Annotated in this window: 21 protein-coding genes; 7 read left to right on the top strand and 14 right to left on the bottom strand. The window is 53.1% G+C overall.

What is annotated here, in order from left to right; genetic code table 11:
• Positions 1–8 precede the first annotated feature (8 nt).
• A complete protein-coding gene (locus NMD08_RS07480) occupies positions 9–209 on the top strand; it encodes a membrane protein (protein ID WP_003037974.1) in 201 nt (66 codons plus the stop codon).
• A 47-nt stretch (positions 210–256) separates the two neighbouring features.
• On the opposite strand, the gene ypfH is transcribed toward NMD08_RS07480, so the two are convergent.
• From ypfH to dapA, 6 genes are all read right to left on the bottom strand, one after another.
• Positions 257–955 carry an esterase gene (gene ypfH, locus NMD08_RS07475; protein WP_151217637.1) on the bottom strand — a complete coding sequence of 233 codons (699 nt, stop codon included), beginning with the start codon at positions 953–955 and terminating at the stop codon, positions 257–259.
• A 73-nt stretch (positions 956–1028) separates the two neighbouring features.
• Positions 1029–3044: a tRNA(Met) cytidine acetyltransferase TmcA gene (locus NMD08_RS07470; RefSeq protein ID WP_370619891.1), complete on the bottom strand. Its 2016-nt coding sequence runs from the start codon at positions 3042–3044 to the stop codon at positions 1029–1031.
• A gap of 15 nt (positions 3045–3059) precedes the next feature.
• Positions 3060–3926 (bottom strand): neutral zinc metallopeptidase, encoded by an 867-nt coding sequence (locus NMD08_RS07465; RefSeq protein WP_005121887.1) that lies wholly within the window; start codon positions 3924–3926, stop codon positions 3060–3062.
• Positions 3927–4055: 129 nt separating this feature from the next.
• Positions 4056–4769, bottom strand: a complete 714-nt coding sequence (purC, locus tag NMD08_RS07460) for a phosphoribosylaminoimidazolesuccinocarboxamide synthase (RefSeq protein ID WP_003835086.1) — start codon at positions 4767–4769, stop codon at positions 4056–4058.
• Positions 4770–4880: 111 nt separating this feature from the next.
• Positions 4881–5915, bottom strand: a complete 1035-nt coding sequence (gene bamC, locus NMD08_RS07455) for an outer membrane protein assembly factor BamC (RefSeq protein ID WP_370619889.1) — start codon at positions 5913–5915, stop codon at positions 4881–4883.
• Between the two features lie 16 nt (positions 5916–5931).
• Positions 5932–6810 carry a 4-hydroxy-tetrahydrodipicolinate synthase gene (gene dapA, locus NMD08_RS07450; RefSeq protein WP_006683510.1) on the bottom strand — a complete coding sequence of 293 codons (879 nt, stop codon included), beginning with the start codon at positions 6808–6810 and terminating at the stop codon, positions 5932–5934.
• Between the two features lie 145 nt (positions 6811–6955).
• Here dapA and NMD08_RS07445 point away from each other — a divergent pair, with 145 nt between their 5' ends.
• Together NMD08_RS07445 and bcp are read left to right on the top strand one after the other, a co-directional pair.
• Positions 6956–7528: a glycine cleavage system transcriptional repressor gene (locus NMD08_RS07445; RefSeq protein WP_043017165.1), complete on the top strand. Its 573-nt coding sequence runs from the start codon at positions 6956–6958 to the stop codon at positions 7526–7528.
• Positions 7528–7998 (top strand): thioredoxin-dependent thiol peroxidase, encoded by a 471-nt coding sequence (gene bcp / locus NMD08_RS07440; RefSeq protein WP_151217641.1) that lies wholly within the window; start codon positions 7528–7530, stop codon positions 7996–7998. The genes NMD08_RS07445 and bcp overlap by 1 nt, the downstream gene beginning before the upstream one ends.
• A gap of 86 nt (positions 7999–8084) precedes the next feature.
• On the opposite strand, the gene iadA is transcribed toward bcp, so the two are convergent.
• The 4 genes from iadA to NMD08_RS07420 all read right to left on the bottom strand — a co-directional run bounded on the left by iadA (position 8085) and on the right by NMD08_RS07420 (position 11613).
• Complete coding sequence (iadA, locus tag NMD08_RS07435; RefSeq protein ID WP_370619887.1) at positions 8085–9248, bottom strand: beta-aspartyl-peptidase; 1164 nt, start codon at positions 9246–9248, stop codon at positions 8085–8087.
• 11 nt (positions 9249–9259) lie between these two features.
• Positions 9260–9721, bottom strand: a complete 462-nt coding sequence (locus tag NMD08_RS07430; protein WP_003037948.1) for a YjiG family protein — start codon at positions 9719–9721, stop codon at positions 9260–9262.
• Between the two features lies 1 nt (position 9722).
• Entirely contained in the window at positions 9723–10382 is a 660-nt protein-coding gene (locus NMD08_RS07425; protein WP_286538875.1) for a nucleoside recognition domain-containing protein, read from the bottom strand.
• Positions 10383–10548: 166 nt separating this feature from the next.
• On the bottom strand, positions 10549–11613 hold the full coding sequence (locus NMD08_RS07420) for an AI-2E family transporter (protein WP_151217644.1): 1065 nt from the start codon (positions 11611–11613) through the stop codon (positions 10549–10551).
• 226 nt (positions 11614–11839) lie between these two features.
• On the opposite strand from NMD08_RS07420, the gene bepA reads away from it, so the two are divergent.
• Both bepA and arsC read left to right on the top strand, forming a co-directional pair.
• Positions 11840–13303, top strand: coding sequence for a beta-barrel assembly-enhancing protease (gene bepA, locus NMD08_RS07415; protein WP_252837828.1), 1464 nt, complete (start codon positions 11840–11842; stop codon positions 13301–13303).
• Between the two features lie 12 nt (positions 13304–13315).
• Positions 13316–13675: an arsenate reductase (glutaredoxin) gene (gene arsC / locus NMD08_RS07410; protein WP_151224079.1), complete on the top strand. Its 360-nt coding sequence runs from the start codon at positions 13316–13318 to the stop codon at positions 13673–13675.
• Between the two features lie 34 nt (positions 13676–13709).
• Here arsC and NMD08_RS07405 read toward each other — a convergent pair whose 3' ends face one another.
• The 4 genes from NMD08_RS07405 to NMD08_RS07390 all read right to left on the bottom strand — a co-directional run bounded on the left by NMD08_RS07405 (position 13710) and on the right by NMD08_RS07390 (position 18133).
• Entirely contained in the window at positions 13710–14411 is a 702-nt protein-coding gene (locus NMD08_RS07405; RefSeq protein ID WP_211924219.1) for a DnaA inactivator Hda, read from the bottom strand.
• Between the two features lie 95 nt (positions 14412–14506).
• Entirely contained in the window at positions 14507–15796 is a 1290-nt protein-coding gene (uraA, locus tag NMD08_RS07400; protein ID WP_003037932.1) for a uracil permease, read from the bottom strand.
• A 96-nt stretch (positions 15797–15892) separates the two neighbouring features.
• Positions 15893–16519 carry a uracil phosphoribosyltransferase gene (upp, locus tag NMD08_RS07395; protein WP_003037929.1) on the bottom strand — a complete coding sequence of 209 codons (627 nt, stop codon included), beginning with the start codon at positions 16517–16519 and terminating at the stop codon, positions 15893–15895.
• Positions 16520–16702: 183 nt separating this feature from the next.
• Positions 16703–18133 (bottom strand): 6-phospho-beta-glucosidase, encoded by a 1431-nt coding sequence (locus NMD08_RS07390; protein WP_187253543.1) that lies wholly within the window; start codon positions 18131–18133, stop codon positions 16703–16705.
• Between the two features lie 420 nt (positions 18134–18553).
• Here NMD08_RS07390 and purM point away from each other — a divergent pair, with 420 nt between their 5' ends.
• The gene (gene purM / locus NMD08_RS07385; RefSeq protein WP_003838485.1) at positions 18554–19591 is read left to right on the top strand and encodes a phosphoribosylformylglycinamidine cyclo-ligase; all 1038 of its coding nucleotides are present in this window, start codon (positions 18554–18556) and stop codon (positions 19589–19591) included.
• Entirely contained in the window at positions 19588–20229 is a 642-nt protein-coding gene (purN, locus tag NMD08_RS07380) for a phosphoribosylglycinamide formyltransferase (protein ID WP_370619883.1), read from the top strand. The genes purM and purN overlap by 4 nt, the downstream gene beginning before the upstream one ends.
• Positions 20230–20354 lie beyond the last annotated feature (125 nt).

Genomic DNA, 20354 nt, shown 5'->3' with positions numbered 1-20354 from the left:
AAAAATGCATGGACTGGCTAGCTAAATATTGGTGGATTTTAGTGTTAGTGTTTCTGGTAGGCGTGCTGCTTAACGTGATTAAAGATCTCAAGCGCGTCGATCCAAAGAAATATCTCGCCAACAAGCCGGAGCTTCCCCCGCATCGCGACTTTAACGATAAATGGGACGACGATGACGATTGGCCGAACAAGGATCAACCGAAAAAATAAACCAACACAGGCCGGAGGAGACTTCATATCGCCATCCGGCCTACGGATTAAATCATCTCAATCACATCATCATCATGAGGCTTACCGCCGCTCAGCGCTTCATCAAAGTAATGCTTCGGTACGGTAAAACGCAGATGATCGAGTGCAAACTGCATGCTGCGTTCATCAATGGCATGCCCCAGGTTTTCGACGATATCCAGTGTCACATCTCCACCCGCAGCAATTAATGCCTCTTGCGCAGCAACGGCGTGAGATAACTCAATCACCCGATCTTCACCGCCGTGAATCAAATGCACCGTCGTCGCGGTGGTTGCCGTCTCTGGCAAAGTAGCATAGCGACCATTGAAGGCAATGACCCGCGACGCCAGCCCCGGCTCGGCTTTGATGCTCTCAAGCGACATAATCGAACCCTGAGAAAAACCAATCAGCGCGGTAGCCTGCGGTGAAACGCCGCTTTGCTTCTGCCAGTAACGAACGGTTTCGATAAATACCGGCATAATCGCGTCAATACGCGCCTGGCGGTTATCTTCCGTTACGCCCTGTACCGAAAACCACTGACGTCCGGAAGTCGTACCGTAAGGCTCTGCCCCGCCAATACTGACAATTAGCGCATCCGGAAACAGCGGCGCAAACCAGGAGCCAATTTCGCCCATGGCAACCGGGTTATCGCCGACGCCATGAAACAGCAGCAATAGCTGTTGAGCGGGTTTATCGGGACTTTGAACAACAAAATGGTCATGTTTCATGGCGATCTCCTTAACTGATGAGAATCATTCTACGCCGCTTAACCGCAATGACCATGCCAGGAAATTGAAGATGTTAGTGAAAAAATTGCCATTGCATAATGCGATTATGTAGCCGCTGTGCACGCTCAGCATCCAGCTGATTTAAGGCCTGTGCCGCTTCAGCGCGCTGAACGACCAGCAGCGCTTTACGGCCTGAGACCTTCAGCTGTTGGCATAATTCGGTGTCGCTGCGTTGAGCCTGTATACGTCCGCGCAATGCCGGAAGGGGTAACTCGCTGTGCTCAAGCAGACGGCTCAGACAGCCCAGTGATGTCAATAGTGGTCGATGCGCGAAGGCAAACCCAGCCAGCTCATCCCAGTCATCCTCATTAAGCGTAGTCTCTTTCAGCGGAGTAAGCGGGATGTGCTCATAGTTCCACTGCGCCAGGATTTCCGCATCCCGACGCAAACGCTGATGCTCTCGCCCGGCAAGGCGCTTGCCCGCTTCGCTGATGGGCAGCAACGCCATGGCGGTATAACAACCGCTGCTGGCTTCGCGATGGTTCCCCATCCGCACCAGCACAAAACCACAGCGCTGCCAGAAACCCCATAGTTCAGCCGTATAACCAAAACTGACGGACAGATAGTCACACTGCGAGCAATAGTGCCGGGCCTGCATAATCAGCTGTTGCCCAATACCTTCTCTTTGGCGCGCAGGATGAACCGCGATTCGACTGACCCGCCGCCCGACGAGCGTCGCCGCTAAGGGATCACTACCGTGTGCCGCCAGCGACTGCGCAACCAGATTGCCTCTGGGTCGGCGATATCCGGCCCAGACGGCCTGGCTTAATTCTGCGGATAATCCCCCTTCATCGACCAGCCAGACGGCTCCCGCCACCGAATCAGCAGCCGAAGCCTGCAGAAAATGCTGCCCCGGCGCGTCCATCATGCGTCGCAGGTCCAGCGGTGAGGTACGATAATGCGCCCCGGAAAGCAGCTGATATACCGCCAGCGGCAGCGCCGGTTGAAAACGCCATGATTGCTGCTCAAATGTCGAGTAGTGCAACTCCCCCGATGGAACATGCGTGAAGTTATCATCGTCAAACACCAGTGCATCGCTGACGATTTTCTCCAGGGGGCATCCCTGCGCCCAGCGCACGGGCTGCTGCAACTCATAGCGTCGCAGATTGGGAAAGCGGGCGCAGAATTTGAGCAAAAAGCCCCTGCCGGTCCCCTCGTAGCCCTGTACCGTAGTGGTTAACAGCGTTCGGGGAAAACGCGCCACCAGTTGCTGCAGCAGCGGCGCGGGGATCGCAGCAGCTTCATCCACGATCAGCCAGTCTGCACGTGCTGTACTGCTTAACAGCGCATCTGGTGCCATAAAGCGATAACGCTCTGCGGCAAATTGCGCCAGCACGTCTGTTGCTGCTTTCGCGGGCGCGGTAACGATCGCCGTCCCGTTTATGCGTGATATCAGCTGTCCTGCCAGCGCGGACTTACCCCGACCACGCGCAGCTGTGATGGCCACCACGCCGGAAGACATATCCAACAAGTGCGTTAAAATCATCGCCTGTTCAGGCTGTGGTTCACCGGTTGCCGCGTGCCAGTCGACACGAGCAGGAAAGTGCGGACACAAAGCGGGCTGATGTTGCTGCCAATGCAGAGCCTGCCCGTCACGGGAAATCACTCTTTTGAGGTGTTCAATAAAGTGCGGTGTTGGGACGGGTTCTGCGCAGTCGCTCCAGCGCAGTGAGTCCGCATCAGGATGCGTGTGCCAGGTATGCCACGGTGGAGTCAGCAACACCAGCCAGCTCCCGGCGATCAGCGTACCGCTTAAGGCGGCAAATGCTGCAGCGTCAAATCCCTGCCCGGCGTCGAAAACAGCATGACGAAACTCACGCCCCAGTAACGTTTGCAGCGCCTGTGGCGTACAGTTTGGTTCAGCAGGGGCATTCGCCCCTACCCACAACCAGTCGCCGGGTAATATGTCGCGTAGCGATAACGCCTGCCCCTGACACCAGTTTTCCTCGCCACTGATAATCAGCAGACGACGGATCCCCTCACGAGCCATCTGTTCGGTTAACGCGCTCAGCGCTGTGTTATCAGACATCCCTGCCCCAGTATCTTAAATGCCTTTACCAAACGTATTACATTGTCCCGGATCGCCGCTGTCAAAGCCGCGCTTAAACCAGGTAAAACGCTGTTCGGAAGTACCGTGGGTAAAGCTGTCCGGCACTACGCGCCCTTGCCCTTGCTGCTGCAGGCGATCGTCGCCAATGGCCTGAGCGGCGTTCAGCGCCTCTTCCAGGTCGCCGGACTCCAGCACGCCCTGCTGCTGCATGCTGTGGCCCCAGACGCCAGCAAAGCAGTCCGCCTGCAATTCCATACGTACGGAAAGACGGTTCACCTCAGCTTGTGAGGCGTTCTGCTGCATCTGGCGAACTTTCGGTTCAATACCCAGCAGTTTCTGTACGTGGTGGCCCACTTCATGCGCGATAACATAGCCCTGGGCAAAATCACCATCGGCGCCCAGCTTGTTTTTCATATCGTCATAGAATGAGAGGTCGATATACACCGTACCATCCGCCGGGCAATAAAATGGCCCCATTACGGACTGGCCCGCGCCACAACCGGTCCGCGTCGCTCCGCGATACATGACCAGCTTTGGTTGTTGGTAGGTCCGCCCCATTTTTTCAAACTGCTGCCCCCAGGTATCTTCCGTGGTGGCCAGAATCACCGAGGTGAATTTTGCCGCTTCATCATCATTGGGACTGATGGAGTGTGAAGATTGCTGTTGGGATACAGGTTGGCCGGTCATTAATCCGGTAAGATCCACGCCATAATAACCTGCGACAAGCACCACAATCAGCAGGATGATACCGCCTTTACCACTGGGTAAACGAAAACCTGGTCCGCCCATAGAGGGGCCGCCGCCAGAGCTGTTTCGTCTGTCTTCCACATTGTCACTTTCACGACGCCCTTGCCAGCGCATAATCACCTCAACTTTTTTATTCATTATGATGATGATCGTAGGCGGTTCGGAACAGGATTACCATAAGAAACAGTAATCAAAATCGGCGGGATTGATGAGCCGGAGAGCGATCGCCGGCTCAGGGGAGGATTAGTCTAACTTCACACCCAGACGATGCGCGACGGCTTCATAGGCTTCGATCAGGCCGCCAAGGCTCTGGCGGAAGCGATCTTTGTCCATTTTATCCAGCGTTTCTTTGTCCCACAGACGGCTACCGTCCGGTGAGAATTCATCGCCCAGGACCACTTCGCCTTTATACAAACCAAACTCAAGTTTGAAGTCGACCAGAATCAGACCTGCATCATCAAACATCTTTTTCAGCACGTCGTTGGCTTTGTAGGTCAGCTCTTTCATACGCGCCAGATTCTCTTTGCTCACCCAACCAAAGGTTTCGCAATAGGAATCGTTAATCATTGGATCGTGCATAGCATCGTTTTTCAGGAACAGATCAAACAGCGGTGGATTCAGTTCAATACCTTCCTCAACGCCTAAACGCTTAACCAGTGAGCCTGCCGCGCGGTTACGTACCACACATTCAACCGGTACCATCTCCAGTTTTTTCACCAGACATTCGGTATCAGAAAGCAGTCGCTCCATCTGGGTAGGAATGCCCGCTTCTTGCAGTTTAGTCATAATGAAATGGTTGAACTTGTTGTTCACCATGCCTTTACGGTCAAACTGTTCAATGCGCGCGCCATCCCCTGCTGACGTATCATTGCGGAATTCGAGCACCAACAGGTCCGGGTTTTCCGTGCTGTATACGGTCTTCGCTTTACCACGATACAACTCAGCTTGCTTTTGCATCTTTATTACTCCTGGGTGTGAATTAACGATAAATATTGCGTTTTTCTGCCGACGCACACGTTTGCGTATCATATCAGAAAAAAAGGGCTGGATAACTCCAGCCCTTCATTTTTACTTACTGAACGCTGCCTGGAAGACTGCGACCAGCGCGTCGTTCTGGCTTTGCGTCAGGGTATGCCCCTTCGGATCGATAAACTGCAAGCTACTACGGTTGTCTAAATCACCGACCTGCAGTTTATAGTCGCCGGATACCAACCCCGGATCGCTTGCGCCCAGCTCCTGCCAGCTGCTATCAGACAGTGGTTTGTAGGTCACGGCGATGCTGCCCTGAGAACGGGTGCTGTCGGTCACTTTCATCCCCACTTTCTCAAGCGCTGCCGGCAGACGCTGCCACACCACGTTGAACGGTCCGCGTACCACCAGCATAGGTAAACCGGTGTCATCGGCGGCGCTCTGAACATCCATGGTGGCTGCAGAGCGGTTCTGCGCAGCATTCGCGGCGTCGTTGGCGTTCTTGTCCAGACCAGCAGAGATAACGTTCATCATCTCAGCGCTGTAACGCTGCATTGATGCCGCATCGGCAACGGGTTTGCCCGCCTGCTCAAGGTTAATCAGTTTCACCGTTATCGCTTGCTGATAGCCCTGCGGTTTAACCGAGATTTGATAACGCCCACGGTACTGCTCGTCTTCATCCAGACGGTTCCAGTCGACCCAGTCGGTGGTTAACGTCTGGCTGGCATCATCACGTTTGGCGATTGTGTAGTTTTTAGACTGAATGACACTCACAACCTGCGGCCACAGCGTGTTACCACGACCATTTTCAACCAGCAACGTTGAGGTATCGCCTGCGATTTGCGTGCGAGCACCGGTGACTAACGCTAACGGCTGAGCCGGTGGACGAATATCCAGTGCCTTACCCACGGCACCGCTGCCGTTGGTTACCGGGATATTATAATCACCCGACATCACCGGCAGAATCATTCCAGCTGGAGCATGAAGCTCAGCAAGCGGTGTGGCCTCCAGATAGGATTCATCACCGCTCACCTGGCGCTTATAACGCGAGTCAGAACTACAGGCCGCGAGCAACATAACAAGCGAAACACCCGCAACCTTGGCCAGGCGCGACTTTTGTACTGAGTAAGCCATCAAATCTCCCTAAACTTTACAGCAAACCGGCATGCTTAAGCGCCGCTTTGACGATTTCACGAGCATTGTCCGTGATTGGCGTCATCGGCAGACGCAGCGTATCGGTCGCCACAAGTCCCAACTCCTTACATGCCCATTTCACGGGGATAGGATTGGGTTCGACAAATAGTTTGTTGTGTAACGGCATCAGACGCTGGTTAATCACCCGTGCTTCAGCAAAATGACCAGCCGCCGCCAGTTTGCACATTTCAGCCATATCGCGCGCCGCAACGTTAGACGTTACGGAAATCACGCCATGACCACCGAGCTGCATGAAATCCAGTCCGGTCGCGTCATCACCGCTAAGCAGAATAAAGTCGTCTGAAACCAGCTCTTTGATCTGGTGAACGCGACTTAAGTTCCCCGTGGCCTCTTTAATAGCGATAATATTTTTTACTTTCGCCAGACGACCTACGGTTTCCGGCAGCATATCGCAGCCGGTACGGGACGGCACATTATACAGAATTTGCGGCAGGTCAGTATGTTCAGCGATGGCTTTGAAATGCTGGAACAAACCTTCCTGGGTTGGGCGGTTGTAGTAAGGCGTCACCGTCAGGCAGCCGACAACTCCGCTGTCGTTGAAACGCTGCGTCAGACTAATGGCTTCCGCGGTCGCATTGGCGCCGGTTCCGGCAATGACCGGAATACGCCCGTCAGCCAGCTCCAGGGTCATCATCACCACATCGCCATGTTCATCATGACTCAGGGTGGCCGACTCACCAGTGGTGCCAACCGAAACGATCGCCGAGGTGCCGCTGGCGACATGATAATCAATCAGTTTTTTCAGGCTCGACCGGCAGACTTTACCTTTCTCATCCATCGGCGTAACAAGCGCGACAATACTTCCCGTGAACATGGGCCATCCTCTGTGCAAACAAGTGTCTCAATGGTACGTTTGGTACGGCAATAAAAGCAAGCGACCAGAGCCGTTCTGATTGTTGTATGCATGTTTTTTTTATGCTTTCCTTATGATTACCTCACCGCTCAAAGGAAGAACAGGTTTGACTTCGTCATCGCAACACTATCTGGTCATTACTGCGCTGGGTGCCGACCGCCCGGGAATTGTGAACACCATCACTCGTCATGTCAGCAGTTGCGGCTGTAATATCGAAGACAGCCGACTGGCCATGCTGGGTGACGAGTTCACGTTTATCATGCTGTTGTCTGGCACCTGGAATGCCATCACCCTGATTGAATCAACCTTGCCGTTGAAAGGCGCAGAGCTGGATTTACTGATTGTGATGAAACGCACGACCGCGCGTCCCCGTCCGGCAATGCCTGCCACGGTATGGGTGCAGGTCGATGTTCCCGATTCTCCGCATTTAATTGAACGCTTCACCGCCCTGTTCGACAGCCACCAAATGAATATTGCAGAACTGGTGTCACGCACACAACCGGCGGAAAACGGAAAGGCGGCGCAGTTGTTTATTCAAATTACCGCACATAGTCCTGCGTCACATGATGCGGCAAATATTGAAGATGCCTTTAAAGCACTCTGTACAGAACTCAATGCGCAAGGCAGTATTAACGTCGTCAATTACTCACAGCATGATGAACAGGATGGAGTTAAGTAATGAACCCACTGAAAGCCGGTGATATCGCACCGAAATTTAGCTTGCCGGATCAAGACGGAGAACAAGTAAATTTAACCGACTTCCAGGGACAGCGTGTTCTGGTTTATTTTTACCCGAAAGCCATGACACCCGGCTGTACCGTCCAGGCCTGCGGCCTGCGCGATAACATGGATGAGTTAAAAAAAGCAGGCGTTGAAGTACTGGGAATCAGCACCGATAAATCGGAGAAACTTTCCCGTTTTGCGGAAAAAGAAGTCCTCAACTTCACGCTTCTGTCCGACGAAGATCATCAGGTTTGCGAGCAGTTCGGCGTCTGGGGTGAGAAGTCATTTATGGGCAAAACCTACGATGGCATCCATCGCATCAGTTTCCTGATTGATGCCGAAGGCAAAATTGAGCACGTGTTCGATGACTTCAAAACCAGCAATCACCACGACGTGGTACTGAACTGGCTGAAAGAGAACGCCTGATTTACGTTTTACCGATCCAGGTCTGATGGCGACACTACGCGTCTTATCAGGCCTGGATCCGCCCCCCCATAGGCCGGAAAAAGCGTTTATTCAAACGTCCCTTTTACGCAGGCTTTCTTCTCTCTGACCACGACTTTTCCCTTCGCCCACAGGTGATTAACCTCCAGCGCATCGTTAAGCACCAGAATGTCTGCATCGCATCCCGCCGCCAGACGCCCCTTATGTTCGAGACCCAAAAATTCTGCGACCGTACGCGTCAGCGGACACAGCGCCTGTTCCAGCGGCACGGCATGCACCTTCACTAACTGACGCACCGTTTCAGCCAGAGATTCAAACCCTGCGACACCAATGCCGGTGAGATTACCCAATGCATCAAATTCCGGCTGACTACCGTTGCCGTCCGAACTCAGGGTAATGCGTGACAGCGGCACATTCTGGCGCAGTGCCGTAGCAATGGCCATGGCCGGATCGACAGGCTCATCAATGCTGCTGGTAATATCGATAAATCCGCCCTGGCAGGCATACTCCAACGCCGCCTGGAACAACGGTTCCGCACGGTTAACGTGTGTCGGCAACAGCTTGGTAATCGGAACATCACAGCACTCGAGGATGTCGTACAACGGCTCCAGCATGCGCGGGCTGTCACCCATGTGGAAAACACTGATCCCCGGCTTGCGCCCTAACAATCCGCCAACGCGTGACTGCGCCGCCATGTTCGCCAGCGCCGAGGTGTCCGGGGCGGAGGAACGATGATCAGAAACCGCGCATTTCACGCCAATGACTTTATCGATCAGCGCCACGTCGCGATCGATACTGCCGGTGATGGTCGGCGATGGCAGAGAATAGGCCCCGGTCAGCATCCATGCGCTGATACCTTCCAACTCCAGCGCGCGGGTTTTCGCCAGCAGCGATTCCGGGTGACGGGTGATGCCATCGGTACCCAGCAATCCCACCACCGAAGTGACGCCAGCTTCCACCAGTCGTGACAAGCGCACTTCCGGCGTACGCGTGTGCGGCCCCGCTTCCCCGCCGCCGCCAATCAGGTGGACGTGCTGATCAATAAACCCCGGGCACACAATCGCACCATCAAGATGGATGCACTTGCAACCGGGAAAGTCTTCAGGAGAAATCGACGGCGCGATGGCAACAATTTTAGTACCAGAGACCAGAATATCCTGGCGTCCTAAATCTTCCGGCGCGTACACATGTCCCTGCAGGAACAACGTCAAATTAAGAATTGAACAGTTCATAACCTTCCTTGTCAGGCAATTACCTGCATAACCCAAATAGAGAGCAGCGCATTAATGACGCATACCGCAATAATCAGTGGATAATAACGAGGATGGACCCCCGCAGTCCCCAGACAGCGTCCCACATTTTGCACCGGATTGCCCATCAGGTAGATAGCCGGTAGCAATACAGTCGCATCATGTCCCGAAAGCGTACCAGCGACAACCAGACTGGCGCAAACGCCGACACCGCCTCCCATACTCATCACCGCCGCCAGCAGCACGGTGGCAGATTCCCCCGGTAACCCCCACAGCGCCATAACCGGTTCGCACACCCGCCCGACAATCTCGAGCAACCCCGTCACCTTCAACGCCTGAATAATCACAAACGCCATCACCACGTTTGGTAACAGGCTGGTAGTTGCAATAGTAAACCCGCGCCGTGCGCCATCGATAAACATATCCATGACGTTTTTACGTACCTGCGTTGTCATCTCAGACCTCCCGCTGCAGACGGCGATTTTCAAGCTGCGCGATCCACAGACGCAGCAGATTCGCTCCCACAAATTTGAAGACAAGGATCACCGCCAGCGGCGTAATCACCGGCACGGTCACCATGGTAAACAGCGCGGCACCCGAGGAAAAATAGTTGGTAATACACGCGCTGCCGCTGGTTTGCCAGCAGGCAAAAATAGCGCGTTCCTGTTCAGTAATAATTCCCTCTTCCGCCATCTCTTTGGTCATCCCTGCCGCAGCATCGGTATTTTGCAAATTCGCAATCAGCGCCAGCGAGCAAATACCAGGAATACCGAGTAACGGGCGCAGGGCAGGCGTCATTAACTGTTGCGCCGCGCGCAAACCGCCCAGCCCTTCAGTGACGGAGATTATGCCGAGAGAAAGAATGACGGAAGGTGCCAGCTCAAGTGCGAATAAGAAGCCGTCTTTTGCTCCCATTCCCCCTGCTCCGCGAAAAGAGACTGCCGTATCGCCTGCGGCATTGATCTGCCCAAACGCGCCATTGAGGATGGTGAAGTCAAAGACTCGCCACCATTCGGTACTTTTCGCAAACATGCCGGAAAAAAGCACAATTGTAATAAAAAAAGCGAGATAACCGCCCCATCCCACTTTTTGCTGCGTGTGTGTGTTATGACCCATGTTGTTCTCCTGTTGGTCTTATTCCTTGCGTGACGAAAAGACATCACGTTGGTCAAGTTAAAGGCAAACACGGAGAAAAACGACACCAGAGGAGATTATTCAGAAAGAGTGGATAGAGGTCAGACAAGTTCAGTTCCGGCGACGTTGCGCCGCCGGTACTTGCCGATTAGGGTTCGTCAACGGCCTGACCATCCGGCCAGGCATGCATTACCGCTTTGATTAACGTCGCCAGTGGGATCGCAAAGAATACGCCCCAAAAGCCCCACAGGCCGCCGAATATCACGACTGAGAGAATAATGACCAGCGGATGCAAATTTACCGCTTCAGAGAACAGCACCGGCACCAGCAAATTACCGTCCAGCGCCTGGATAATCAGGTACACGGCAAAACAGCTCCAGAACTCGGTACCAAGCCCGAACTGGAACAACGCCACACCGACCACCGGAATCGTCACCACAAAAGCACCGATATACGGGATCAGCACGGAAAATCCGACCAGCACCGCCAGCAGCAGCGAATAGTTGAGGCCAAACATCAGGAAGCCGAGCCAGGTCGCTACGCCGACCACCACCATTTCCAACACCTTGCCGCGGATATAGTTGGTGATTTGCTGGTTCATCTCTTTCCACACCTGCCCCGCCAGCCCGCGATTACGCGGCAGCACCCGGCGCACGGCGTTCAGCATTTGTCCTTTATCTTTGATCAGGAAGAACACCATCAACGGGACAAGCACCAGATAGACCGCCAGCGTTAGTAAACCGACCAGTGAAGCCAGCGAATATTTCACCACCGAATCGCCCATGGTGAGCATTCGCGAGCGCATATTCTCCGCCATCGCATCAATAATGCCCGCATCCATCAACGCCGGATAACGCCGCGGCAAGGTAGCGGCAAAATCAGACAGTTTATTGAGCATGCCGGGCATATCGCGGATCAGGTAGATCCCCTGCTGCCACGCAACGGGCATCACCACAAACGCCATCAGCAGCAAAATACCGACAAACAGAATAAGTACAATCGATGTCGCCCAACGTCGTGAACAACCAATATGCTCCAGCCGCACCGTTGGCCACTCAAGCAGATACGCCAGCACTATGGCGACCAGTAGCGGCGCCAGAAGACCGCTAAAGAAGAACAGGATGCCAAAACCGGCAACCAGAATAATCAGCAGGGCAATGGCTTCGGGGTCGCTAAAGCGGCGACGATACCATTGCATCAACATTTCGAGCATAAAACCCTTCCATGAACCCAATAGCGGGATTGCGATCCCGAATTGTATCGAAATGTCACAAAAAAGACTTCGCTTTTTATGGCTGATTACGCAAAGTGAAAAGACATTTTTCCTGGGTGTTCATCGTCAGGTTTCGCAGTTACACTCCCTAAGCTTGCGGAGTGTGAACGATACTTCACGGCATTGGTCAAATGGCTATCTCAAAAAAGAATACAGGACAGAGGTTATGTTCAGGCAGTTGAAAAAAAACCTGGTTGCTACCCTCATTGCCGCACTGACTATCGGTCAGGTCGCGCCCGCATTTGCAGACACCGCGGACACCCTGCCTGATATGGGAACCTCGGCAGGGAGTACGCTTTCCATAGGACAGGAAATGCAGATGGGCGATTATTACGTACGCCAGCTGCGCGGTAGTGCGCCATTAATTAACGATCCGTTGCTGACCCAATACATTAATTCTCTGGGTATGCGTCTGGTCTCGCACGCCGACTCGGTAAAAACGCCCTTCACCTTCTTTTTGATTAACAACGATGAAATCAACGCCTTTGCTTTCTTTGGCGGCAACGTTGTCCTGCACTCCGCACTATTCCGCTATTCCGATAACGAAAGCCAGTTAGCATCGGTCATGGCGCACGAAATCTCCCATGTCACTCAGCGCCACCTGGCACGTGCAATGGAAGATCAGAAACGCAGCGCGCCGTTAACGTGGGTTGGAGCGTTAGGTTCAATTTTATTGGCGATGGCCAGCCCGCAGGCGGGTATGGCTGCGCTGACCGGTACGCTGGCAGGTACACGTCAGGGTATGATTAGCTTTACGCAACAAAATGAACAGGAAGCAGACCGTATCGGTATTCAGGTACTGCAACGTTCGGGCTTTGATCCCCAGGCCATGCCAACGTTCCTCGAAAAACTGCTCGATCAGGCCCGTTACTCTTCGCGTCCGCCGGAAATTTTGCTGACTCACCCCCTGCCTGAAAGCCGTCTGGCGGATGCCCGTAACCGCGCCAACCAGATGCGTCCGGTTGTCGTCCAATCATCGGAAGATTTTTATCTTGCTAAGGCGCGAACATTGGGCATGTACAACTCGGGTCGTAACCAGTTGACCGATGACCTGCTGAGTAACTGGTCGAAAGGCAACGTACGTGAACAACGTGCCGCCCAGTATGGGCGTGCATTGCAGGCGATGGAAGCCAGCAAATATGACGAGGCGCGTAAAGCGCTGCAACCGCTGCTGGCGGCGGATGCAAACAATGCCTGGTATCTCGACCTGGCAACGGATATCGATCTCGGCCAGAAGAAAACCAGCGACGCCATTAACCGGCTGAAAAACGCCCGTGACCTGCGAACCAACCCGGTACTGCAGCTTAACCTGGCGAATGCGTATCTACAGGGCGGACAAGCCAAAGAAGCGGCAACCATCCTGAATCGCTATACATTTAACCATAAGGATGACCCTAACGGTTGGGATCTGTTAGCGCAAACGGAAGCTAGCCTGAACAACCGCGATCAGGAGCTGGCGGCGCGCGCGGAAGGGTATGCCCTCGCCGGACGTCTGGATCAGGCGATTTCGATGCTCAGCAGCGCAAGTTCCCAGGTGAAACTGGGCAGTCAACAACAGGCCAGATACGATGCCCGTATCGACCAGCTACGCCAGCTGCAAGAACGCTTTAAACCGTACACCAAGATGTAACAGGAAAGAAAAATGTCCGACGCGATTAAAATCTACCATAACCCACGCTGCTCCAAGAGCCGTGAAACACTGGAATTACTGAAGTCCAACGGCGTGGATCCGGAAGTGGTGCTATATCTGGAAACCCCGGCTGACCCCGCGACCCTGCGTGAACTTCTGCAGATGCTGGGCATGTCCAGCGCGCGTGAGCTGATGCGCCAGAAAGAAGATCTCTATAAGTCACTTAACCTGGCGGACAAAAACCTGAGTGAAGATGCGCTGATTCAGGCAATGGTAGAAAACCCGAAACTGATGGAGCGCCCCATTGTGGTTGCCAAAGGCCAGGCGCGAATTGGACGTCCCCCGGAGCAGGTACTGGAAATCGTCGGTTAACCTGAAACCTGCCGCAGTCTTTTGGCTGCGGCGCTTACAGCTTCAGTATCTCTTTTACGAACGGAATGGTCAGCTTACGCTGGGCGGTGATTGATGCATGATCAAGTTGATCCAACGTCATAAACAGCGTACGCATTTCCCGATCCAGACGCTTAAGCAGAAAGCGTCCCACATCTTCCGGCAGTTCAAACCCACGTAGCCTGGCGCGTAATTGCAACGCCTGCAGTTTATCTTCATCAGAAAGCGGCTGTAGCTTATAGATTTGCCCCCAGTCCAGGCGCGAAGCGAGATCTGGCAGCCCCAAATTGAGCTGCCTTGGCGGGCGATCACCGGTGATCAGCAGCCGAGTTTTCCCCGACTCCAGGATGCGATTGTAGAGATCGAAGATCGCCATTTCCCATAGCGAATCGCCGGCCACGCATTCGATGTTGTCGATGCAGACCAGCGACAAATGCTCCATACCGTCAAGCACCTCGGGGACGAACCAGGTGCGCTTATCAAGCGGCACATAGCCTACCGCATCGCCCCGCGCAGACAGTTCCGCACAGGCTGCATGCAGCAAATGGCTACGGCCAGCGCCTTCACGCGACCAAAGATAAATATACCCGCTATGTTCCTGACGCAGCACATTTTGCAGTGCAGCCAGTAAAGAGGAGTTATCCCCCGGCCAGAAACTTGCGAAAGTTTCGTCGTCAGGCAGATAAAGTGGCAAAGAGAGCTGTGCCGGTGTGTTCAGAGATACCTCAACCCAGGATTTCATAAAATCGCGTTGAGTTTAACACAGAAATGCGTCGCGATAGAACCGGGCAGCGTCGCCGCCCGGTCAAAGGTTTACTGTTGCTCAGTGTCGGCATCTTTGGCGTCAAGCACCACTTCTTCCGGACGCAGCAGGCTGATAACTTTGAAAATCAGGCTCAGACAGACACCCACAATAGTCGCCAGCGCCATGCCTTTCAGCTCAGCAGCACCGATGTGAACTTTCGCGCCGCTGACGCCGATGATCAAAATAACCGAGGTCAGGATCAGGTTCTGTGCTTTGTTGTAATCAACTTTTGACTCGATTAGCACGCGAATACCGGAAGCACCAATCACGCCGTACAGCAGCAGAGATACGCCGCCCATGACCGGCAGTGGAATGATTTGGATCGCCGCAGCCAGTTTACCCACGCAAGAGAGCAGAATGGCGAAAATCGCCGCGCCACCAATAACCCAGGTACTGTAAACGCGGGTAATCGCCATAACGCCGATGTTCTCGCCGTACGTGGTGTTCGGCGTAGAACCGAAGAAGCCGGAGATCACCGTCGACAAGCCGTTAGCAAACATAGAACGATGCAAGCCTGGATCGCGAATCAAATCTTTTTTTACGATATTCGCCGTTACCACCAGGTGCCCGACGTGTTCAGCAATAACCACCAGCGCCGCAGGCAGAATGGTCAGAATAGCGACCCATTCAAAGCGCGGTGTGTAAAACGTTGGCAGAGCAAACCAGTGAGCCTGCGCTATCGGCGTGGTGTCCACGACGCCCATCACGAAGGAGAGCGCGTAACCGGCCAGCACCCCAATCAAAATCGGGATAATCGCCATAAAGCCACGGAACAGTACGGAACCAAATACCGTCACCGCCAGCGTCACCATTGAGATGATGATGGTTGTTGAGTCTGGCGCTTGTCCTTCAGCAGGCAGTAATCCCGCCATGCCCGCAGCGACCCCTGCCAGCTCCAGACCGATGACGGCAACGATTGCGCCCATAGCCGCAGGCGGGAACATTACATCCAGCCAGCCAGTACCGGCTTTCTTAACAATGAATGAAACCAGGCAGAAAAGGATGCCACACATAATGAAACCGCCCAGCGCCACTTCATACCCTAGCGGCAGCAGCAGCAGAACCGGGGAAATAAACGCGAAACTGGAACCGAGGTAAGCCGGAATTTTACCTTTACAAATAAAGAGATACAGTAACGTACCAATGCCGTTAAACAGCAGAACGGTAGCAGGGTTGATATGAAACAGGACTGGCACCAGTACCGTTGCGCCAAACATGGCGAACAGGTGCTGCAAACTAAGCGGGATTGTCTGTAAAAGCGGCGGTCTTTCACTCACCCCGATAGCACGGCGCGTCATAGTGTTTTCCTCTGAGTGTTGTTTGTTATTAGCGATTGGGTTGTTTTATTCAAAAAAAAGCCGACTCTTAAAGTCGGCTTCTTTTTATTTATTCATTTACTTGGTACCAAAAATCTTATCGCCGGCATCGCCGAGCCCAGGAATAATGTATCCGTGCTCGTTCAGTCCCTGATCGATGGAGGCGGTGTACAGCTCGACATCCGGGTGCGCTTTTTCCAGCGCCGCGATACCTTCCGGCGCGGCAACCAGTACCAGTACTTTAATGCTGCTGCAGCCTGCTTTTTTCAGCAGGTCGATGGTAGCGATAACCGAACCGCCGGTTGCCAGCATCGGGTCAACGATCAGCGCCATACGCTCATCAATGTTAGAAACCAGCTTCTGGAAGTATGGAACCGGCTCCAGCGTCTCTTCATTGCGGTACATACCTACCACGCTGATACGCGCGCTTGGAACGTTTTCCAGTACGCCTTCCATCATGCCCAGGCCCGCACGCAGAATTGGCACAACGGTGATTTTTTTACCTTTGATTTGGTCAACTTCAACCGGACCATTCCAGCCTTCAATGGTCACCTTTTCGGTTTCCAGACCAGCGGTTGCTTCATAAGTCAGCAGGCTGCCAACTTCCGAGGCGAGTTCACGAAAGCGTTTAGTGCTGATGTCGTTTTCACGCATCAGTCCCAGCTTGTGTTTGACGAGTGGGTGTTTGACTTCCACGATCTTCATACTCTTCTCCTTTCCTCAGACGAGTGGCAACCACAAAAAAAATCGCCGGATTATACCGCTTTTCGTCTCTGGCGCAACACTGCATACGCTTGATATGGATCAACCAAAATCGTTTGCGTCCGGATGATGAGTATAAAACAAGCCCCGCTTTGAGGTCGGGGCTTATTGTCAACACTATGAATTTTAAATATTTTCAGCGTTGCTCTGGATGACGTTTCGATACCAGGAAAAAGATTTCTTCGGCGAGCGTGCTAATGTCCCACTCCCGTCATTATTTTTATCAACATAGATAAAACCGTAGCGTTTTTTCATCTCCCCCGTCCCGGCCGAGACTAAATCAATACAGCCCCACGGGGTATAGCCCATCAGATCCACGCCATCTTCCACCACCGCTTTTTTCATTTCGCGGATATGCGCGGCCATATAGTCAATACGATAGGAATCATCCACCGAGCCGTCGGCCTGCTGCACGTCAATCGCACCAAAGCCGTTTTCTACAATAAACAGCGGCAGTTGATAGTGATCCCAGAACCAGTTCAGGGAATAGCGCAAACCGACCGGATCAATCTGCCAGCCCCAGTCCGACTTCTGCACGTACGGGTTAGAAACCAGGCTTTTCGACTCATCGTAATCCAGCTGTGGATTATCTGCCGTAGCCTGCGTCGCGAAAGACATATAATAACTAAAGCCAATGTAATCAACGCAGCCTTCAGTCAGTACCTGGCGATCTTCCTCGGTGATATCAAGTAAAAAGCCACGGCGTTCGAAATAGTTCATCAGATGCTGCGGATACTTGCCGCGCACGTGTACGTCAGTGAACCAGTAGCGGCGGTGCATGGCGTTCATCGCCATCATCATGTCATTCGGCGCACAGGTCAGCGGATAAATTGGGCACATCGCAATCATGCAACCAATTTGCAGCGCCGGATTTATCTCACGTGCGGCCTTTACTGCCAGCGCGCTCGCTACCAGCTCATAGTGCGCCGCCTGGTACATGACCGGTTCGCGATCTTCACCGGGCAGGTATTTCAGACCAGAGTTAGTAAAGGGCGCGAAGTCTTCGTGATAATTTGCCTGATTGTTAATCTCATTAAACGTCATCCAGTACTTCACTTTGTGCTGGTAACGAGTGAAAACCACCCGGGCAAAACGGACAAAAAAGTCGATCAGCTTACGGTTGCGCCAGCCGCCATATTCCGTCACCAGATAGTAGGGCATCTCGAAGTGCGACAACGTAATCACCGGCTCAATGCCATATTTCAGACATTCGTCGAACAGATCATCATAGAACTGCAGGCCAGCTTCGTTGGGTTGCGCTTCGTCGCCTAAGGGAAAAATCCGCGTCCAGGCAATAGAAGTACGAAAACATTTAAACCCCATTTCGGCAAACAGCTTTATGTCGTCTTTATAGCGATGATAAAAATCGATGGCATCGTGGTTAGGGTAATTTTTACCGGCAATGACACCGTCAGTAATTTCACGCGCCACACCATGCGCCCCCGCCGTCATGACATCGGCAACGCTAATTCCTTTACCGCCCTCCTGCCAGCCACCTTCCAGTTGATGAGCAGCGACAGCGCCACCCCACATGAAATCTGCTTTAAATCCTGACATCCCCTTCCCCTATCGTGATGAGTCTGCGCAAAACGCTCTATACCCGTCATACTTCAAGCTGCATGTGCGTTGGCTTTTCTCGCTCACTCCAGTTACGTACTTATGTACGCTCCTGGAGATTCGCTGCGTCGCCGCCTTCCTGCAACTCGAATTATTTAGGGTATAAATGAGGTTCGTAACAGAAAACAGAAACCGGTTTCAGTACGATACTGTGCATTCGGCTGGCAGGTTTCAAGCACAAGACTGTACCCGGTTTCATTTTCGTGGCGCAGTTCAAACAAATAGATAAATGATTGTAAAATGCTGAAAAAATCAGCAGATAAAACTTGATGCAGAGCAGGCTCGCAAACGTTTGCTTTCCCTGTTAGAATTGCGCCGAATTTAACTTTTACTGCAAGTAAACATGTGGGGAAGCAGGCAGTGACCGATAAAACCTCTCTTAGCTACAAAGATGCCGGTGTTGATATTGATGCAGGTAATGCTCTGGTTGATCGAATCAAAGGCGTAGTAAAGAAAACGCGTCGTCCGGAAGTTATGGGTGGTCTGGGTGGCTTCGGTGCGCTGTGCGCATTGCCGCAAAAATATCGTGAACCGGTACTGGTTTCCGGCACTGATGGCGTTGGCACAAAACTGCGTCTGGCAATGGATCTGAAACGTCACGACACTATCGGTATTGACCTTGTCGCTATGTGCGTGAACGATCTTGTCGTTCAGGGTGCTGAGCCGCTGTTTTTCCTCGACTACTATGCGACCGGCAAACTGGATGTAGATACCGCAGCCAGCGTCATTAACGGGATTGCCGAAGGTTGTCTGCAGTCTGGCTGTGCACTGGTCGGCGGGGAAACGGCAGAAATGCCGGGGATGTACCACGGCGAAGATTACGATGTGGCGGGCTTCTGTGTTGGCGTCGTCGAAAAATCAGAAATTATCGACGGTTCTAAAGTGGCTGACGGCGACGTACTGATTGCGCTCGGCTCCAGCGGTCCGCATTCCAACGGCTACTCTCTGGTGCGTAAAATTGTTGAAGTCAGCGGTTGTGACCCGGAAACCACCGAGCTCGAAGGCAAGTCGCTGGCCGATCACTTGCTGGCCCCGACCCGCATTTACGTAAAATCCATTCTGGAACTGATCGAGAAGGTTGATGTGCATGCCATTGCCCATCTGACCGGCGGCGGTTTCTGGGAAAATATTCCACGCGTTCTGCCAGACAACACGCAGGCCGTGATCGACGAATCTTCATGGCAATGGCCAGCCGTCTTCAACTGGCTGCAAACGGCGGGTAACGTTAGCCAGCATGAGATGTATCGCACCTTTAACTGCGGCGTAGGCATGGTTATCGCCCTGCCAGCTCCGGAAGTGGACAAAGCCCTGGCTTTGCTCAATGAGAAAGGTGAAAACGCATGGAAAATCGGTATCATCAAAGCTTCTGATTCCGAACAGCGTGTGGTTATTGAATGAAAAACATTGTGGTGCTCATTTCCGGCAACGGAAGCAATTTGCAGGCGATAATTGACGCCTGCGAACAGAAAAAAATCAATGGCACCATACGTGCAGTATTCAGTAACAAGGCCGATGCGTTCGGCCTTGAACGCGCACGCGAAGCGAATATTCCGGCGTACTCGCTGGAAGCCGCCCAGTTTGCCAGTCGCGAAGCCTTCGACCGCCAACTGATGCAAGAGATTGACGCCTGGGCACCCGATGTGGTGGTGCTGGCCGGTTATATGCGCATCCTCAGCCCGGCGTTTGTCGCACACTATTCTGAACGATTGCTGAATATCCACCCGTCTTTATTGCCGAAGTATCCAGGCCTGCACACGCACCGTCAGGTGCTGGAAAATGGCGATGAAGAGCATGGAACCTCCGTCCACTTCGTCACCGATGAACTGGACGGTGGACCGGTTATTCTCCAGGCCAAGGTTCCGGTATTTGAAGGCGACAGCGAAGATGATGTCACGGCACGGGTTCAGGCCCAGGAGCACACCATTTATCCGCTGGTGGTAAGCTGGTTTACCGATGGTCGACTGAAGATGCGTGAAAACGCTGCATGGCTGGACGGCGTTCGTCTGCCGCCACAAGGCTACGCCGCCGACGAATAATAAAAAAACCTGTAAACCGGATCTCACCCTCCGGTCTACAGGCATAAATACCTTTTCCGGTTAACATCTCCGGTATTCATATATGCTCCCCCTTTCTCTTTGCTATCAGACGGTTTATTGTCATA

Origin of the sequence: Citrobacter meridianamericanus, assembly GCF_041320245.1 — a bacterium.
Lineage (GTDB): Bacteria > Pseudomonadota > Gammaproteobacteria > Enterobacterales > Enterobacteriaceae > Citrobacter > Citrobacter meridianamericanus.
Note: the sequence above shows the minus strand (reverse complement) of the source record. Positions and strands in the feature narration are given on the sequence as shown.